The sequence below is a fragment of the Acinetobacter sp. Marseille-Q1623 genome, assembly GCF_902809895.1.
In the GTDB taxonomy this organism is placed as follows: Bacteria; Pseudomonadota; Gammaproteobacteria; order Pseudomonadales; family Moraxellaceae; genus Acinetobacter; species Acinetobacter piscicola_A.
The window spans coordinates 280,114-295,407 of record NZ_CADDWG010000002.1 but is presented as its reverse complement, the minus strand read 5'-3'; the positions used below and the strand labels follow the sequence as shown (position 1 = coordinate 295,407).

Sequence of the window (15,294 nt, the reverse complement as noted above, 5' to 3'; positions counted from 1 at the left end):
TTTTAAGAGATATTGTTCATGAAAAAGATTAAATGTGCATTGATTGGTCCAGGAAACATTGGTACTGATTTACTTTATAAATTGCAACGTAGCGAATTTTTAGAACCTGTATGGATGGTGGGAATTGACCCAACTTCGGAAGGTTTGGCACGTGCGGCAAAAATGGGCTTAAAAATCACCAGTGATGGTGTTGATGGTTTATTGCCACATGTTTTAGAAGATGACATCAAAATTGCTTTTGATGCGACTTCTGCATATGTTCATGCTGAAAATAGCCGTAAGTTAAATGAGCTTGGCGTACAAATGATTGATTTAACGCCTGCGGCAATTGGTCCTTTTTGTGTACCGCCTGTGAATCTTGCAGCATTGCTTGCAGCGGGTGAGTTGCCAAATGTAAACATGGTGACGTGTGGTGGGCAAGCAACCATTCCGATGGTAGCGGCGATTTCTCGTGTGCAAGCTGTTGAATATGGCGAGATCATTGCCACTGTATCGACTAAGTCAGTGGGACCAGGTACACGTAAAAATATTGATGAATTTACACGTACTACTGCGGGCGCAATTGAAAAAGTCGGTGGTGCAAAAGCAGGTAAAGCGATCATCATTATTAACCCTGCTGAGCCACCACTCATGATGCGTGACACAGTGCACTGTTTGGTTGAAGGTGAACCTGATCAAGCGGCAATCACTGAATCTGTGCATGCTATGATCAAAGAAGTTCAAAAATATGTACCAGGTTATAAATTGGTGAATGGTCCTGTATTTGATGGTAACCGTGTATCTATGTTCTTAGAGGTAGAAGGTTTGGGTGACTACTTACCTAAATATGCAGGTAACCTTGACATCATGACCGCAGCCGCAGCACGTACTGCTGAAATGTTTGCAGAGCGTTTGATCGCTAACCAAGTAGAAGCATAAGGAGCATTTTCATGTCTAAGATTATTATTAATGATATGACTTTACGTGATGGTATGCATCCAATGCGCCATCAAACAACACCTGAACAAATGGTTGCAATTGCCACTGCACTCGATGAAGCAGGTGTGCCATTAATCGAAGTGACACATGGTGATGGCTTGGGGGGTAACTCAGTCAACTATGGTTTTGCTGCCGCAACTGATGAAGAATATTTAAAAGCAGTCATTCCAAACTTAAAACAAGCCAAAGTTTCAGCTTTACTTTTACCTGGGATCGGTACGGTTGATCACTTGAAAATGGCACATGATGTTGGTGTGGCAACTATTCGTGTGGCAACGCATTCAACAGAAGCGGATGTGTCTGAGCAGCATATTACTGCTGCGCGTAAACTCGGAATGGACACAGTGGGCTTCTTAATGATGGCACATATGGCATCTCCTGAGAAATTACTCGAAGAAGCACAGAAAATGGTGTCATACGGTGCAAACTGTATCTATGTTACTGATTCAGCAGGTTATATGCTTCCACAGGATGTGACTGACCGTGTCGGGATTTTACGTGCAAACTTAGGCTCAGACATCGAAATCGGTTTCCACGGTCACCATAACTTGGGTATGGGTGTCGCAAACTCGGTTGCGGCTGTAGATGCGGGTGCAAAACGTGTGGACTTGGCTTCAGCAGGTTTAGGCGCAGGTGCAGGCAATACACCACTTGAGCTGTTTGTTGCGGTTGCAAACCGTATGCAAATCGAAACAGGTGTGGACTTGTTTAAAGTACAGGATATTGCTGAAGAACTGATTGTACCGATGATGCAACAACCGATTCGTGCGGATCGTGATGCAGCGACTTTGGGTTATGCAGGGGTTTATTCTTCATTCTTGTTATTTGCAAAACGTGCTGAAGCAAAATATGGCGTATCTGCACGTGAAATCTTACTTGAACTTGGTCGTCGTGGTACGGTCGGTGGTCAAGAAGATATGATTGAAGATTTGGCACTCACCATGTCAAAAGCGAAAGAAGCGAATGCTTAATCATCATTTTGATGTTTAAGAATATGAAAGCGTCCGAAAGGGCGCTTTTTTATTTTGTGATCCTTTGAGTTAAATTTTGATTTGTAGCGTATGTTGAATATTGGGCTATAGGAAATTTCTTTTACGTAAACGTTTTTTCTTATAAATCTAAGGTTTAAGGTTTTTTTAAATAAAAATAACTTAAACAAAAAAACACTAACAGATTTCATAATGTAAGAATATTTAAGATAATTTAGAATTAATAAAGGTATTTAAATAGATTTAAAATCATAAACTGAAATAAAGGTGTTAAAAGCCTTATTGTTAAAAAATATTAAAAAATATAGTATTCAAATGATGGTTTTTATCCATCGAGATTTCGCTGAAAATTCTTATACTGTGGTCTGATATTAACTTTTTATATCGTTCAGCATGATGGTGACATAGCTTAATTTGATTATTGGGAAATTTAGCCATGCGTCGTCAATCATTATGGATAGCAATGTGTGCTGCAACTGCTGCTTTAGGGACAACTGCAACTTATGCAGATTTTTTTGACGATAGCCAAGTGCAACTCAAACTGAGAAATTTTTATCTAGATCGTCAAATCGACCAACCTGATCCCAACAAAACTCAGGATTTTGGTAGTTGGTCTCAAGGTATCACCTTAGATGCAAAATCAGGTTATGCCGAAATTGGCCCTGTACAAATGGGTGTGGATGTTTTGGCACAATACGCGGTGCGTTTAAGTGGTGATCGTGGTGATAACGATTACATTATGCCGTACGATTATGCCACTAAAGAACAAGCACGCGATAATGCTAAGCTTGGCGCGACTTTAAAGGCGAAAGTGAGTCAAACGGAATTACGTATTGGTGAAATTTTACCTGCAACCCCAGTGGTGCATTTTGACCCATCACGTCAATTATTGACTACCTTTGAAGGGGTGTGGTTAGAGTCTAAAGATCTGAAAAATACCAAACTGACTTTAGGTTATTTAGATGGAATCAATGCCCGTTATGAAAACCAAGTCCATGATTTTAAACTTTGGCCAAATGAATTAAATACAGAAAAGAATCAAGTAAAGTCTGGTGATAGTGAAGCAATGTGGGTTGCGGGAATTGACTATCAAGTGACACCTGAATTATCTGCAAGTTATTTCTATGGTGATGTAGAAAATATTTATCGTCAAAATTATGTAGGCTTTGCCTATAACAAAAAACTAGATGCCAAGAATAAACTCGCAACTCATGCACGCTATTTTGATAATCGTGAATCGGGTGAGGCTTTATATGGTGAGATTGATAACCAAGCTTTGTCATTAAAAGCAGCTTGGACACATGGTAACCACACAATGGATGCAGGTTGGCAGCAAATGTTTGGTGAGCATGGTACACATACACCATTTATGCCAACGCTGTCGGGTTGGGTACCACAGCCGTATTTAGCCAATTGGTCTGTCGCAAGTTTTATTCGTAAAGATGAAAAATCTTGGAGTCTAGGTTATACCTATGACTTTAAAGATACTGTTGCGCGAGGTTTGACCGTGACAGCACGTCATTATGATGGATCTAATATTGATAATAAAAATGGTACAAGAGGCAAAGAGCAAGAAGATAATTTGATCGTGAATTATGTTGTGCCTGAAGGTAAGCTCAAAGGTTTAGGTTTTCAGTGGATGTATATCGATGTGAACTATGACAATGTCCCGGGCTTCGTTGATTTACAAGAACATCGTGTTGCAACGACTTATACGTATCGTTTCTAATTAAACAAGCTTAAAAACGTGCTGCATAGACGGCACGTTTTTATTATGGCTTTAAATCGTATTAAATCATTATAAAACATATGTTTAAATAATCGTTTTTTTGTAGTTTGTCATCGTTATTAAATATCAATTTCGCTTGCATTCACAGGTACTATGAAACGGTAAATTAGGTCATTTGAATCTATTGAGAACGATATTTTAAATAGGTTCAACCCATAGATAAGCTGTAAAAGGAATAGGTATGAGTACTGTACAAATCCCAGATTATAAAACTGATGCTTTCTTCGGTTTGGAAGATAAATGGATTGAAACGGCTGAAGGTGAATTAACACATTACCATGAAGTGGGTGAGGGTACACCGATCCTATTCTTACATGGTTCTGGTACAGGTGTTTCTGCTGCAGCAAACTGGTGGTTAAACTTGCCACAAATCGGTGAGCAAGCGCGTTGTATCGCCATTGATACTATTGGTTATGGTCAAACTGTTGTTGCACCAAATACCGCCTATGGTATCCGTGCGTGGGTGGATCATGCAGTGCGTACTTTAGATGCCTTAGGCATTGAAAAGACTTGGCTTGTGGGTAATTCTTTGGGTGGTTGGTTGGCATTCCAAATGGCGCTTGATTATCCAGAGCGTGTACTCGGTATTGTTTCAATGGGTACAGGTGGTGCAAAACAAACTGCTGCACTTAAAGCACATGCCAATCCTGTATTGACTGAAGAAGGAATCAAGAAAACATTGTCAATGTTCGTTGTGAACAAAGACTTGATCACTGATGAGCTGGTAAAAGTACGTTTTGCTTCTGCTGCAAATGATTATGCATCTAACCGTCTGATGGATGTTGTGGGGGCACGTGACCGAGATCGTTTTGAGTTCCCGCTTGATTTTGAAAAAATGAAAGACATTACAGTCCCTGTATTATTGATTCATGGTACGCAAGATGTGGTAATTCCTGTTTCTCGTACATGGGATATCTTAAATATTGTGCCACATGCAGATGCGCACATTTTCAGCCAATGTGGTCACTGGTCACAAGTTGAGAAAGCAGAAGAATTTAATACTGTAATTAAAAATTATTTAACCGCACGTGGCGTGTAAACGGTCTGTATTGCAGTTAATAAAAGGGCAGCGAAAGCTGTCCTTTTTTATGCTTGATTTGATATGTAATTGAGCACCTTTCAGCTCATAATAAAACTTGCGGCAACATTGATGCAAATTGCTAAAATGGTGGTATTAAAGCCATAGGCGAGCAGGATATGAAGAGTATTCAAAACACGCATTGGACGAGAGCTAATAGAAACATCAGCAGTTTGTGCAGAGGTGCCACAGACATAACTAAAATAGACAAAGTCAGGGTAAATTGGATTGGGCGTCTTTGGAAAATCTAAACCACCCTCCAAATGTTTGGCTTTGGCTAAATAAAAGTCATGTGCATAATGAATAGCAAAAATAGTATGCATAAAAAGCCAAGCAAAAATAATGGTAAGAATGGCTAAAGATAAATGACCAAAACGAATCGTGGGCGTAGAGGGTAACTGTGACAATTCAACTATAATGGCAATAAAACACATGATTAATGTCATGATGAGGAGGACTAAGATCGCCCATTTACTTTCATCCTGTTGTTGGGCACGTTTTAAAATACTATGCGTATCTGCTCGCCACAGTGCATGCATGGTCAACGCTAAATACATCACAATGGCAAGATTCCAACTGAGTAAAAGTCGTGTAGACCATAAAAAATCAGTGCTAAAAGTAATGATGCAATAAAGTAAAGCTGTGATTAAAAATGTACTAAAAAAGAGAATTCGAGTGCGTATAATGGTTTTAAATATTTGAAAAATATTAATCATTTTCTAATACCTAGATTATGTGATTTTTTATTCTATGGCGCTAAAAAACAGTTTAAAGCAATTGTCGATAAATCATTAGACTTAAGTTGTATAAAAAACCCAAAATGATCATGAATAGATGTCGTGCAAAAAATAGCACTTTAAAACGATGTAAAATTATAGGTGTGGATAAAAATCTAAGATCTATATATCATTTTAAAGTGTGAACTGGGTCTTGGTTTTAACTCACTATTATTCATTGAAAAAATAGTAGTGAGTGAATAGCGTAAAAAAATAATGAAAATAAAATTATTATTCAGCACGATTGATATCGAGATAAAACACTTTGGTGAGCAGTTCGATGAACTTTTGTACAGCGAATGAGTTGCTATGTTTACGATAACTGACGTAGAGATCGAGATAAGGTAATTCGACATCCAAAGGTCGAATCACAGAGTTATTCATGGTCAGTGGGGCAATATAGCCAGGCAAAATGGTGCAGCCTAAACCCATACCGATTGAGTTGATATTAAATAAAATATTGTCAGCCGTTTGGACAATATTGAACTCAATCCCTTGTGCTTTAGCAAAGTCTAAAATGGCATTATGCAAAGTGCCAGATTGCTCCAAAGCAGGGATAATAAAGTCTATACCATTCAAGGCTTTCACAGGAATACGCTCATATTTTGCCAAAGGATGATTTGCAGGCAAAATAAAGATCAAAGGTTCACGGAGCACAAATTTACTTTCAATTTCCTCATTATGAAAATTATGACGTGTGAAAGTAATGTCTAATTCACCTTTTTGAATAGCACGCATTTGTTCAAGGTTATTTAAACTGAGCAATTCAATTTTAAGTTCTTGATTTTGAACACGTAAATTTGGGAGTACATAAGGGAATACTTTCATCTCGGCAACAGGCACGAAACCAATACGCAATAACTGTTGTTTGGCTTTTGACACTTGGCGTGCCATTGCGACAGCTTTATCCGCTTGGGCTAAAGTGAGACGAGCTTGTTCAAGAAATACAGCACCTTCTTCAGTAAGTTCTACTTTACGTTTGGTTCGATTTAAAAGTTTAACCCCGACATCTTCTTCTAAGTCTTTAATTTGCTGACTAAGAGAGGGTTGTGCGGTATATAACTTTAAGGCTGCCTTACTGAAATTAAGCTCTTCAGCTACAGTGATGAAATATCTGAGGTGTCGTAATTCCATATAACTCTTCCAAAGAGTAATCCAAAAAATGTCTTAGTATGTTACTGCTTGAGTATAATCTATAATTTACCATTCCGTGAAGATGATTATGATATTTAGAAAATAAATGATTTGTTGCTAATCATCAAATTTTTAGATAAAAAATAATCGAATTATTAATTCATAAAATATCTTAATTAAAACAAAATAAATATTTCCATAAAGTGCCCCTCAAAAGCGATGATCACCTCAACTTAAGTCATTTAGTTTGTGACCCCACGTTTGTCGCAGGAGAGCTTTCATGAGTGGAAAAATTGATGTGCGCGAAATCGACGCATTAGTCGATGCACAAAATGGCCGTATTTCACCTTCTATTTATACAGATCCAGATCTTTATGAATTAGAACTTGAACGTGTATTTGGTCGTACGTGGTTATTCCTTTGCCATGAAAGCCAAATTCCAAAGGCAGGCGATTTCTTCAATACCTATATGGGTGAAGATCCAATCATTGTTGTCCGTCAAAAAGATGGCTCAATTAAAGCATTACTCAATCAATGCCGTCACCGTTCTATGCGTGTGAGCTTTGCAGACTGTGGTAATACACGTGCATTTACTTGCCCATATCACGGCTGGTCTTATGGTGTTGATGGTTCTCTGAAAGATATTCCACTTGAAGATCGTGCATTTCCACAAGGTGCTTGTAAAGAGCATTGGGGCTTGATCGAAGTTAACCGTGTCAAATCTTATAAAGGTTTAATATTCGGTTGTTGGGATGAAACAACACCTGATCTAGAAGAATACATGGGTGATATCGCTTGGTATTTAGATGGCGTATTAGACCGTCGTCCGGGTGGTACAGAAATCATCGGTGGTGTGCATAAGTGGGAAATCGAGTGTAACTGGAAATTTGCAGCAGAACAGTTTGCATCTGACCAATACCATGCATTGTTCTCTCATGCGTCAGCGATTCAAGTTTTGGGTGCAAAACCAGATGATGAATCATCGAAAAAATTAGGTGCTGCCCAAACGGCTCGTCCTGTATGGGAAACGGCGAAAGATGCAATCCAATACGGTTCACGTGGTCATGGTTCAGGTTTCTTCTTTACAGAACAACCCGATGCGAACGTATGGGTGGATGGTGAAGTTGCCAACTATTTCCGTGAAACTTATGAAGAAGTAAAAGAACGTTTAGGCGAAGTTCGTGCATTACGTCTTGCAGGTCATAACACCATGTTCCCAACATTATCTTGGTTGAACGGTACTGCAACGCTTCGTGTATGGCACCCACGTGGTCCAAACAAAACTGAAGTATGGGCATTCTGTATTGCAGATGCTGAAGCATCTCAAGAAGTGAAAGAAGCATTTGAACGTTCTGCAACACGTGCCTTTGGTCCTGCGGGTTTCCTAGAGCAAGATGACTCTGAGAACTGGATTGAGATTCAAAAAGTCTTACGTGGTTATAAAGCACGTAAAAACCAATTGATCATGGAAATGGGTTTAGGCAAAGAAAAAATCCGTGAAGATGGTATTCCAGGTATTACCAACTACATTTTCTCTGAAACTGCAGCACGTGGTATGTACCGCCGTTGGGCAGATTTGTTAATCCATGAAAAATGGGAAGACGTAGAGAAAGCCGCTGACGAATATGAGAAGGAGCTTATGAAATGAGTCAGATCAGTTTAGAACTTCATCACGAGATTAGTCAGTTTCTATATCGTGAAGCAAAATTGCTAGATGATTGGAAATTCCGTGAATGGTTAGACACCTTAGCTGAAGATATTTCTTATACGCTTCGTACTACACCAAACGCGCAAACACGTGATCGTCGTCGTTCAGTTGAGCCTCCTACAACTTGGGTTTTCAATGACACGAAAGATCTTTTAGAGCGTCGAGTGGCTCGTCTTGAAACAGGCATGGCTTGGGCAGAAGAGCCTCCTTCACGTACCACCCATATGGTTTCAAATGTCATCGTAGAAGCGACAGAAGTTGAAGGCGAATATGACGTTTACGTGACTTATTTATTGTACCGTACACAAAAAGAGAAAGACGTGACGATTTACTGCGGTAAACGTCATGACAAAATCCGCAAAGTTGAAGGCGGCTTAGGATGGCAGATTTTCAACCGTAAAATTACCCTAGACCAAGTGACGTATAACTCACACAACCTGAGCGTATTCTTCTAATGAATAAGATTTTTGTTTGCCAAGTTGATGACTTGGATGAAGGCGAAGCCCTTAAAGTAGATTGTGGTGTGAATGGTATCGAAGCGCTTGCTGTATTTAATAACGGCGGTGAATTCTTCGCGATGAATGACAAGTGTAGCCATGGTAATGCATCCATGTCTGAAGGTTATCTCGAAGACGACGGTACGGTTGAATGTCCACTACATTCTGCACGTTTTTGTTTGAAAACAGGTGAAGCATTGTGTCTACCTGCAACTGATCCAATCAAAACATTCCCTGTGATTGTTGAAGATGGTCAATTGTTCGTAGAAATGGCAGGAGAGTAATCATGGGTTGGCTACAAGGCGAAGTTGCATTAATTACGGGTGGTGGTTCAGGTTTAGGCTGGGCATTGGTGGAGCGTTTTATTGAAGAAGGTGCGCAAGTGGCCGTTCTTCAGCGTTCAAAGGCCAAAGTCGATGCCTTAAATGAGCACTTCGGCGGTAAGGTTCTTGCAATTGAAGGCGATGTAGCTAGCTATGCAGACAATCTTCGTGCTGTAAATGCTACCGTAGAACGTTTTGGTAAACTGGATTGCTTTGTTGGAAATGCGGGTATTTGGGATCACTATGCCGATATCGTCAATACCTCAGGTGAGCAGTTAGAAAAAGCTTTTGATGAAATCATGGGCATTAACACCAAGTCGCTGATCCTTGGTGCCAAAGCTGCACTCGATGCATTGATCGCTTCTGAAGGTTCTATCATATTTACTTTGTCTAATTCAGCACTGTACTCTGCTGGCGGAGGCCCTGTATATACAGCGTCTAAGCATGCAGGGGTTGGTGTTATGAAAGAATTAGCCTATGAGCTTGCGCCTAAAGTACGAGTGAATGCAGTTGCGCCGTCAGGTATGAATGTGAATATCAAAGGTGCGGCATCTTTAGGTCAAGAAAATTTGGGTCTACTCGATGCTCGTGATCCTGAGAAAATTGCGCGTGGCATGCCACTGAATTTCTTACCTGAGCCTGAAGATATGACAGGTTCATATGTCTTGCTTGCATCACGTGCCAATAACCGTCCATTAACAGGCGTATTAATTAACGCTGAATGTGGTTTGGGTATTCGTGGTTTACGTCAGCCACGCGCTGGTTTTTTTGATGAATAATTGCGTTATCGCATCAATGGATTAATTTGGCAGCCTATTTGGCTGCCTTGCCTGTTTAGGAGTCTCTCATGGCTGTGAAACTGATTTGTGCATCGCACAGTCCTTTAATGGAGTTTGCTTCACCACAAGAACAACGTAAAGAACAAGCCGTTCGTGATACGTTTGAAAAACTTGCGGCTGAAGTTAAAGCCTATGATCCGACTTTGATTATTACTTTTGGTCCAGACCATTTTAATGGTTTCTTCTATGATTTGATGCCAAGTTTCTGCGTGGGTATTCGTGCCACTGCCGCAGGCGATTGGGACTATGGTAAAGACAATGCACACATTGATGTGCCTGAAGAAAAGGCATTAGGTTTAGTCCGTCGTGTGTTGGACGAAGGCGTTGATGTTGCGTATTCATACCGTATGCAAGCGGATCATGGTGTGACTCAGCCACTACATTTCTTGTGTGGCGGTCAGCTTGATCGTTATCCAACCATTCCCATTTTTATCAATGGCGCTGCTGCACCGATGCCAACCACCAAGCGTACTTTAGCGCTCGGTCGTGCAGTGGGTCAGTTCATTAAGTCGTTAAATCTTGAAAATGAACGTGTGCTTGTTTTAGGCACAGGCGGATTATCACATGATCCACCGACACCACAAATGGGCTCAGTACCACCAGAAGTGGAAGAATTCCTCATTGCGGGTCGTAACCCAACTGAGGAAGCACGTAACACACGCCAAGGTAAAATTATTGCGGTCGGTCAAAAGTTGGCAGCAGGTGATACCTCTGTGGCTGTGCCGTTAAATCCTGAATGGGATCGTGCTTTATTAGACACTTTTGCCAAAGCGGATTTTGCAAGCATCGAAGCCATGACAGAAGCTGAAATTCGTCGTGATGGCGGTCGTGGTGGTCAAGAAGTGCGTTCGTGGATGGCAGCCTTTGCAGCCTTGCATGAAATTGGTGAATATGACATGACGACACATTGTTATGAAGATATTAGTGAGTGGATTGCCGGTTTCGGTATTGTATCTGCAGAATTGAAATAAGGATAAAACCCATGAGCCAAAATGAAATTGAAACAATCGTGATTGTTGGTGCTGGTCAAGCTGGTGCGAGCGCCATTTTAGAACTTCGTGCAAACAAGTATGAAGGCAAAATCATTTTGGTGGGTGATGAAACACATCTGCCTTATGAACGTCCACCTTTATCTAAAGATGTCATCTTAAAACCTGAAGAGACCAAGATTGAGATCTTGTCAGAGCAAAAACTCATTGACTTAGGTGTTGAGCATATTGCTGACAATGGCGTGGTTAAAATTAATGCAGAGGCCAAAACCATCGAATTAAAAAATGGCGAAACGCTTGCCTTTGATAAGTTGTTGCTTGCAACAGGTGGGGCAGCACGTCGCTTACCCAATTTCGATGCTCTGGGTAAACACGTTTATACCTTGCGTAATCTTGAAGATTCACAAGCGCTTGTGCCTGTTTTACAAGCGGGTCGCCGTATTATTTTAATTGGTGGTGGTGTGATTGGGCTTGAGCTTGCATCATCTGCACGTTTCAAAGACTGTCAAGTGACCGTGATTGAAATGGGACCAATGGTGATGGGACGTTCATCGCCTCGCATTTTGAGTGAGTTCTTGCTCGAACAACAACGTCTTGCAGGTGTTGATGTACGGTTATCTACTTCAATTGCAGACTGTAAGCTTGACGGTGAAGAAGTTGTCGTAACTTTGGCTGATGGCGAAGAACTTCGTGCAGATGCAGTGGTGTATGGTATTGGTATTGTGCCGAATGCTCAGCTTGCAGTCGATGCTGGTTTAGATGTTGATTTTGCAGTTAAAGTGAATGAAAACTGCCAAACCTCACATGCTGATATCTATGCAGCGGGTGATGTTGCGACTCAACTTCGTGATTGTGGTCAGCATCGTCGTGTAGAAACATGGGAAAATGCCAATTTACAAGCGGGTATCTTTGCTCGTCATGTGATGGGGGTTGAGCATCCTGTGGCAAATCCAGCATGGTTCTGGACAGATCAGTTAGACATTAACTATCAGTTTGTCGGTGATATGGCAGCAGCAGAATGGTTGGTACGTGGTGAAATCAATCCTGCACAACGTGCTGAATCATCATTTGTATTATTTGGTGTGACGGATGGCGTGATTGTGGGGGGTATTACCGTGAATGCGGCCAAAGACATGCGTCACTTGAAAAAACTCATCAGCAAGCAAGCGCCCTTTGAAGCAGAGAAATATCTCGATTTAACACAAGACTTACGTAAACTTGTCAAATAATCTGCTAGATAAAAAACCTGAGTACTTTTACTCAGGTTTTTTTATGGATTTAGCAAGGCGTATGTAGGCGTAAATGTAATGTTGGACAAAGTTGTCCTTGCGTATCCCAGGGTGAACGCGCAATGACTTGGAAACCATGTTTTTGATAAAAATGTTGTAAATCTGGATAATTTTCTAAGACTTCCACTTCTCGAATTCCTAAAGATAAAGCATATCGAAGTAAAGTTGAACCTATGCCTAACCCGACATATTGTGGATGTACATAGAACATTTCAATTTTTTGATAAGCCAAGCCTATAAAGCCGACAATTTCATGATTGATTTCAATATGAAATAACTGTAAATGTCTAAAATAATGATATTCAGTGATAAGTTCTTTTATTTTTAATAAATGTTGTTGATGAGATGTATTGTGAATATTTTCTGTACATTTTTGCCAAACAGATAAAAGCTGCCGATGCTCAGAGATTAAAGATGAACGAATTTTGGTTTGCATAAAAAGCTCGCTCAAATGTGAAAAGCAACAAAAATTAAAGGAAAAACACATGTTATTGCATGAATATGACTTAAAATGCAGATAAAAATCAAATTACTATATTTGATGATAAAAAATAGGACAATAAATGTCAGATTCGAACAAAATTGTGGTGTATGCAGCACTTTTGGGTAACCTTGTGATTGCCTTGGTGAAGTTTATTGCTGCTTATATTACAAATAGTTCTGCGATGCTCAGTGAAGCGATTCATTCGGTAGTCGATACACTCAATGAAATATTATTGTTGTATGGTATGAAAAAATCGCAGCAAGCGCCCAATGTAAAACATCCCTTTGGTTATGGACGGGAACTTTATTTTTGGGCATTTATTGTATCGCTCATGGTGTTTGCATTAGGGGCGATTGTGTCGATTTATCAAGGGGTGCAGCATGTTCTACACCCTGAAGAGATGACATCTCCTTATGTTAATTATATTGTGTTATCTATTGCAATTGTCTGTGAAGGAACATCTTGGTTTGTTGCTTTAAAATCTTTTAAAAAAATGAAAGGTAAAATGAGTTACTTTCAAGCATTCAGGCGTAGTAAAGATCCCACTACATTTACAGTGTTATTTGAAGATTCGGCAGCCTTGATCGGTTTGTTTATTGCCTTGATTGGTATTTTTTTGGCACATCAATTGAATCTTCCTGTGATTGATGGTATTTCTTCGATTTTGATTGGCGTGGTTTTGGCGATTTCTGCTGTTCTTTTGGCAAGAGAAACCAAAGGTTTACTTTTAGGTGAAATTGCTGATCCACAATTAAGAGAAAATGTGTTAAAAGTGGCAAGGCAAGATCCTGCGGTGCATTATGCCAATGGTGTTTTGACTGAACAAATGGGTGCGCATCAAGTGCTCGCCTCACTGAGTTTAGAATTTAAAGATAATTTAACTTCAGATGATATCGAAGCTTGTGTTAATCGTATCGAAAGCAAGATTAAAGAAATTCATCCTGAAATTATTGCGTTATTTATTAAACCGCAAACACAACAGATGTGGTTAGAACGAATGAAAGGGCGTTTAGAGTCGTAATGTCAAAAGAGATTGAACAGAATTCGGTTGAAGATCGTACTTTACATACCGAAGAAGTTGTAGCGACCGTTCCTACACAACAACTACACTATAGATTAGAAACAGAGGCTTGTTTAGCACATACATGGTACAGACCCATATTTCGAGTGTTGGCTTCAGATCACCATAATGGAGAGAAATTTTTTAATCCTGTCCGTAGACCTGAGGGTAATCGGCGTTGGGATTTAGTTAAATGGCTCAGTACGCGCAAGTCTTCAACATGGAAAGTCGACTCATCCAAAGAAGCTGCCGAGTTTTATGCAACACCGCGTGCTCTACCACAAAACCGTCCCAATGCACCTGAAAATGATTGGCAAGTTTGGTTTGTTGGGCATGCAACAGTTTTATTGCAAATCGGACCTTATAACTTTTTAACAGACCCTGTTTGGGCAGACCATGTGAGTCCAAAACAAGGGCGTGGTCCTAAGCGTGTCATTCCTGCGGGAATTGCTTTAGAGCATTTACCGACCATCCATGCTGTATTGCTCAGTCATAACCATTATGATCATATGGATATTGCAAGCTTGCGCTGGTTGCATGATAAATTTGCCATGCCAATTTATACAGGATTAGGGAATAGTCATTATTTACCAAGCGATTGGCATGTGATTGAAATGGATTGGTGGCAATCGGCACTCTTTAGAAATTTAAAAATTGTTTATACCCCTGCTCAACATGGCTCAGGTCGTGGCTTCCGTGATCAAAATGCGGCATTGTGGGGAGGATTTTCCATTATTTCACAGCATGGACATTTTTTCTTTGCAGGTGATTCGGGGTATTCAGGACATTTCAAAGAAATTCAAAAGCGTTTAGGTTCACCACGCATTGCCTTGATTCCGATTGGTGCTTATGAACCACGTCAGTTAATGAAATATATGCACATGAATCCACAGGATGCCTTTCAGGCACATGTCGATTTACAAGCAAAACGCTCTTTGGCAATCCATTACCGTACTTTCCAACTGACAGATGAAAGTCGTGAACAACCTGAACATGACTTGCAACTTGCGATGAAAAATACGTCTAAGTTGATGAATCCATTCTATTGCATTAAAGAGGGGCGTAAATTAATTGTCTAAATAACCCTTTGCAATCAGAGGCGTTCAAACATGGCGTGTATTATTCAAGGTCAAATTGATCGAGTAAAGTTGCAAGACATTATTCAGCCCATATTGTTACCTTTAAATATCAAGGTTATTGAAGATTGTTCTGAAATGGCTGAACCGAATTATTTAAATTTCGATAGCCATTTCGAAGTATGTTATCTATCTAACCACACACTCATGGGCAATGCTCCAAACTATGTTGGGCGGAAACCATCTTTCCTTTGAGTTTGAAGAATATTTGGCTGATCAACTGAA

The 15,294-nt window shown here is 40.1% G+C and carries 16 protein-coding genes; 13 read left to right on the top strand and 3 right to left on the bottom strand.

Going from position 1 to position 15,294, the window contains the following annotated elements; genetic code table 11:
- Window positions 1-18 precede the first annotated feature (18 nt).
- From HUV91_RS14015 to HUV91_RS14000, 4 genes are all read left to right on the top strand, one after another.
- The gene (locus HUV91_RS14015; RefSeq protein WP_174493806.1) at window positions 19-918 is read left to right on the top strand and encodes an acetaldehyde dehydrogenase (acetylating); all 900 of its coding nucleotides are present in this window, start codon (window positions 19-21) and stop codon (window positions 916-918) included.
- A gap of 11 nt (window positions 919-929) precedes the next feature.
- Window positions 930-1,949 carry a 4-hydroxy-2-oxovalerate aldolase gene (gene dmpG, locus HUV91_RS14010; protein ID WP_130072173.1) on the top strand — a complete coding sequence of 340 codons (1,020 nt, stop codon included), beginning with the start codon at window positions 930-932 and terminating at the stop codon, window positions 1,947-1,949.
- Between the two features lie 454 nt (window positions 1,950-2,403).
- Window positions 2,404-3,696, top strand: coding sequence for an OprD family outer membrane porin (locus tag HUV91_RS14005; protein ID WP_174493805.1), 1,293 nt, complete (start codon window positions 2,404-2,406; stop codon window positions 3,694-3,696).
- A 241-nt stretch (window positions 3,697-3,937) separates the two neighbouring features.
- Complete coding sequence (locus HUV91_RS14000) at window positions 3,938-4,795, top strand: alpha/beta fold hydrolase (protein ID WP_130072171.1); 858 nt, start codon at window positions 3,938-3,940, stop codon at window positions 4,793-4,795.
- Between the two features lie 80 nt (window positions 4,796-4,875).
- Here the strand turns inward: HUV91_RS14000 and HUV91_RS13995 are convergent, their stop codons facing one another.
- Together HUV91_RS13995 and hcaR are read right to left on the bottom strand one after the other, a co-directional pair.
- Window positions 4,876-5,550, bottom strand: coding sequence for a DUF1345 domain-containing protein (locus tag HUV91_RS13995; protein ID WP_174493804.1), 675 nt, complete (start codon window positions 5,548-5,550; stop codon window positions 4,876-4,878).
- A 291-nt stretch (window positions 5,551-5,841) separates the two neighbouring features.
- On the bottom strand, window positions 5,842-6,744 hold the full coding sequence (gene hcaR, locus HUV91_RS13990; RefSeq protein WP_130072169.1) for a DNA-binding transcriptional regulator HcaR: 903 nt from the start codon (window positions 6,742-6,744) through the stop codon (window positions 5,842-5,844).
- Window positions 6,745-7,024: 280 nt separating this feature from the next.
- Between hcaR and hcaE the strand changes: the two genes are divergently transcribed.
- From hcaE to hcaD, 6 genes are all read left to right on the top strand, one after another.
- Complete coding sequence (hcaE, locus tag HUV91_RS13985) at window positions 7,025-8,392, top strand: 3-phenylpropionate/cinnamic acid dioxygenase subunit alpha (RefSeq protein WP_174493803.1); 1,368 nt, start codon at window positions 7,025-7,027, stop codon at window positions 8,390-8,392.
- Complete coding sequence (gene hcaF / locus HUV91_RS13980) at window positions 8,389-8,907, top strand: 3-phenylpropionate/cinnamic acid dioxygenase subunit beta (RefSeq protein ID WP_130072167.1); 519 nt, start codon at window positions 8,389-8,391, stop codon at window positions 8,905-8,907. The genes hcaE and hcaF overlap by 4 nt, the downstream gene beginning before the upstream one ends.
- Window positions 8,907-9,233, top strand: a complete 327-nt coding sequence (gene hcaC / locus HUV91_RS13975; RefSeq protein ID WP_130072166.1) for a 3-phenylpropionate/cinnamic acid dioxygenase ferredoxin subunit — start codon at window positions 8,907-8,909, stop codon at window positions 9,231-9,233. The genes hcaF and hcaC overlap by 1 nt, the downstream gene beginning before the upstream one ends.
- Window positions 9,234-9,235: 2 nt before the next feature.
- Complete coding sequence (gene hcaB / locus HUV91_RS13970; protein WP_130072165.1) at window positions 9,236-10,051, top strand: 3-phenylpropionate-dihydrodiol/cinnamic acid-dihydrodiol dehydrogenase; 816 nt, start codon at window positions 9,236-9,238, stop codon at window positions 10,049-10,051.
- A gap of 68 nt (window positions 10,052-10,119) precedes the next feature.
- Window positions 10,120-11,082, top strand: coding sequence for a 3-carboxyethylcatechol 2,3-dioxygenase (locus HUV91_RS13965; RefSeq protein WP_130072164.1), 963 nt, complete (start codon window positions 10,120-10,122; stop codon window positions 11,080-11,082).
- A gap of 11 nt (window positions 11,083-11,093) precedes the next feature.
- Window positions 11,094-12,329 carry a 3-phenylpropionate/cinnamic acid dioxygenase ferredoxin--NAD(+) reductase subunit gene (hcaD, locus tag HUV91_RS13960; protein WP_174493802.1) on the top strand — a complete coding sequence of 412 codons (1,236 nt, stop codon included), beginning with the start codon at window positions 11,094-11,096 and terminating at the stop codon, window positions 12,327-12,329.
- Between the two features lie 49 nt (window positions 12,330-12,378).
- On the opposite strand, the gene HUV91_RS13955 is transcribed toward hcaD, so the two are convergent.
- Window positions 12,379-12,825, bottom strand: coding sequence for a GNAT family N-acetyltransferase (locus tag HUV91_RS13955; protein WP_165353024.1), 447 nt, complete (start codon window positions 12,823-12,825; stop codon window positions 12,379-12,381).
- A gap of 127 nt (window positions 12,826-12,952) precedes the next feature.
- Here HUV91_RS13955 and HUV91_RS13950 point away from each other — a divergent pair, with 127 nt between their 5' ends.
- Genes HUV91_RS13950 through HUV91_RS13940 form a run of 3 tightly spaced genes read left to right on the top strand, consistent with a single transcriptional unit; the run spans window position 12,953 to window position 15,264 of the window.
- A complete protein-coding gene (locus tag HUV91_RS13950; protein WP_130072161.1) occupies window positions 12,953-13,894 on the top strand; it encodes a cation diffusion facilitator family transporter in 942 nt (313 codons plus the stop codon).
- Window positions 13,894-15,012 carry an MBL fold metallo-hydrolase gene (locus HUV91_RS13945; RefSeq protein WP_174493801.1) on the top strand — a complete coding sequence of 373 codons (1,119 nt, stop codon included), beginning with the start codon at window positions 13,894-13,896 and terminating at the stop codon, window positions 15,010-15,012. Before HUV91_RS13950 ends, HUV91_RS13945 begins: the two co-directional genes overlap by 1 nt.
- A gap of 30 nt (window positions 15,013-15,042) precedes the next feature.
- A complete protein-coding gene (locus tag HUV91_RS13940) occupies window positions 15,043-15,264 on the top strand; it encodes a hypothetical protein (protein ID WP_174493800.1) in 222 nt (73 codons plus the stop codon).
- The last annotated feature ends 30 nt before the right edge of the window (window positions 15,265-15,294 follow it).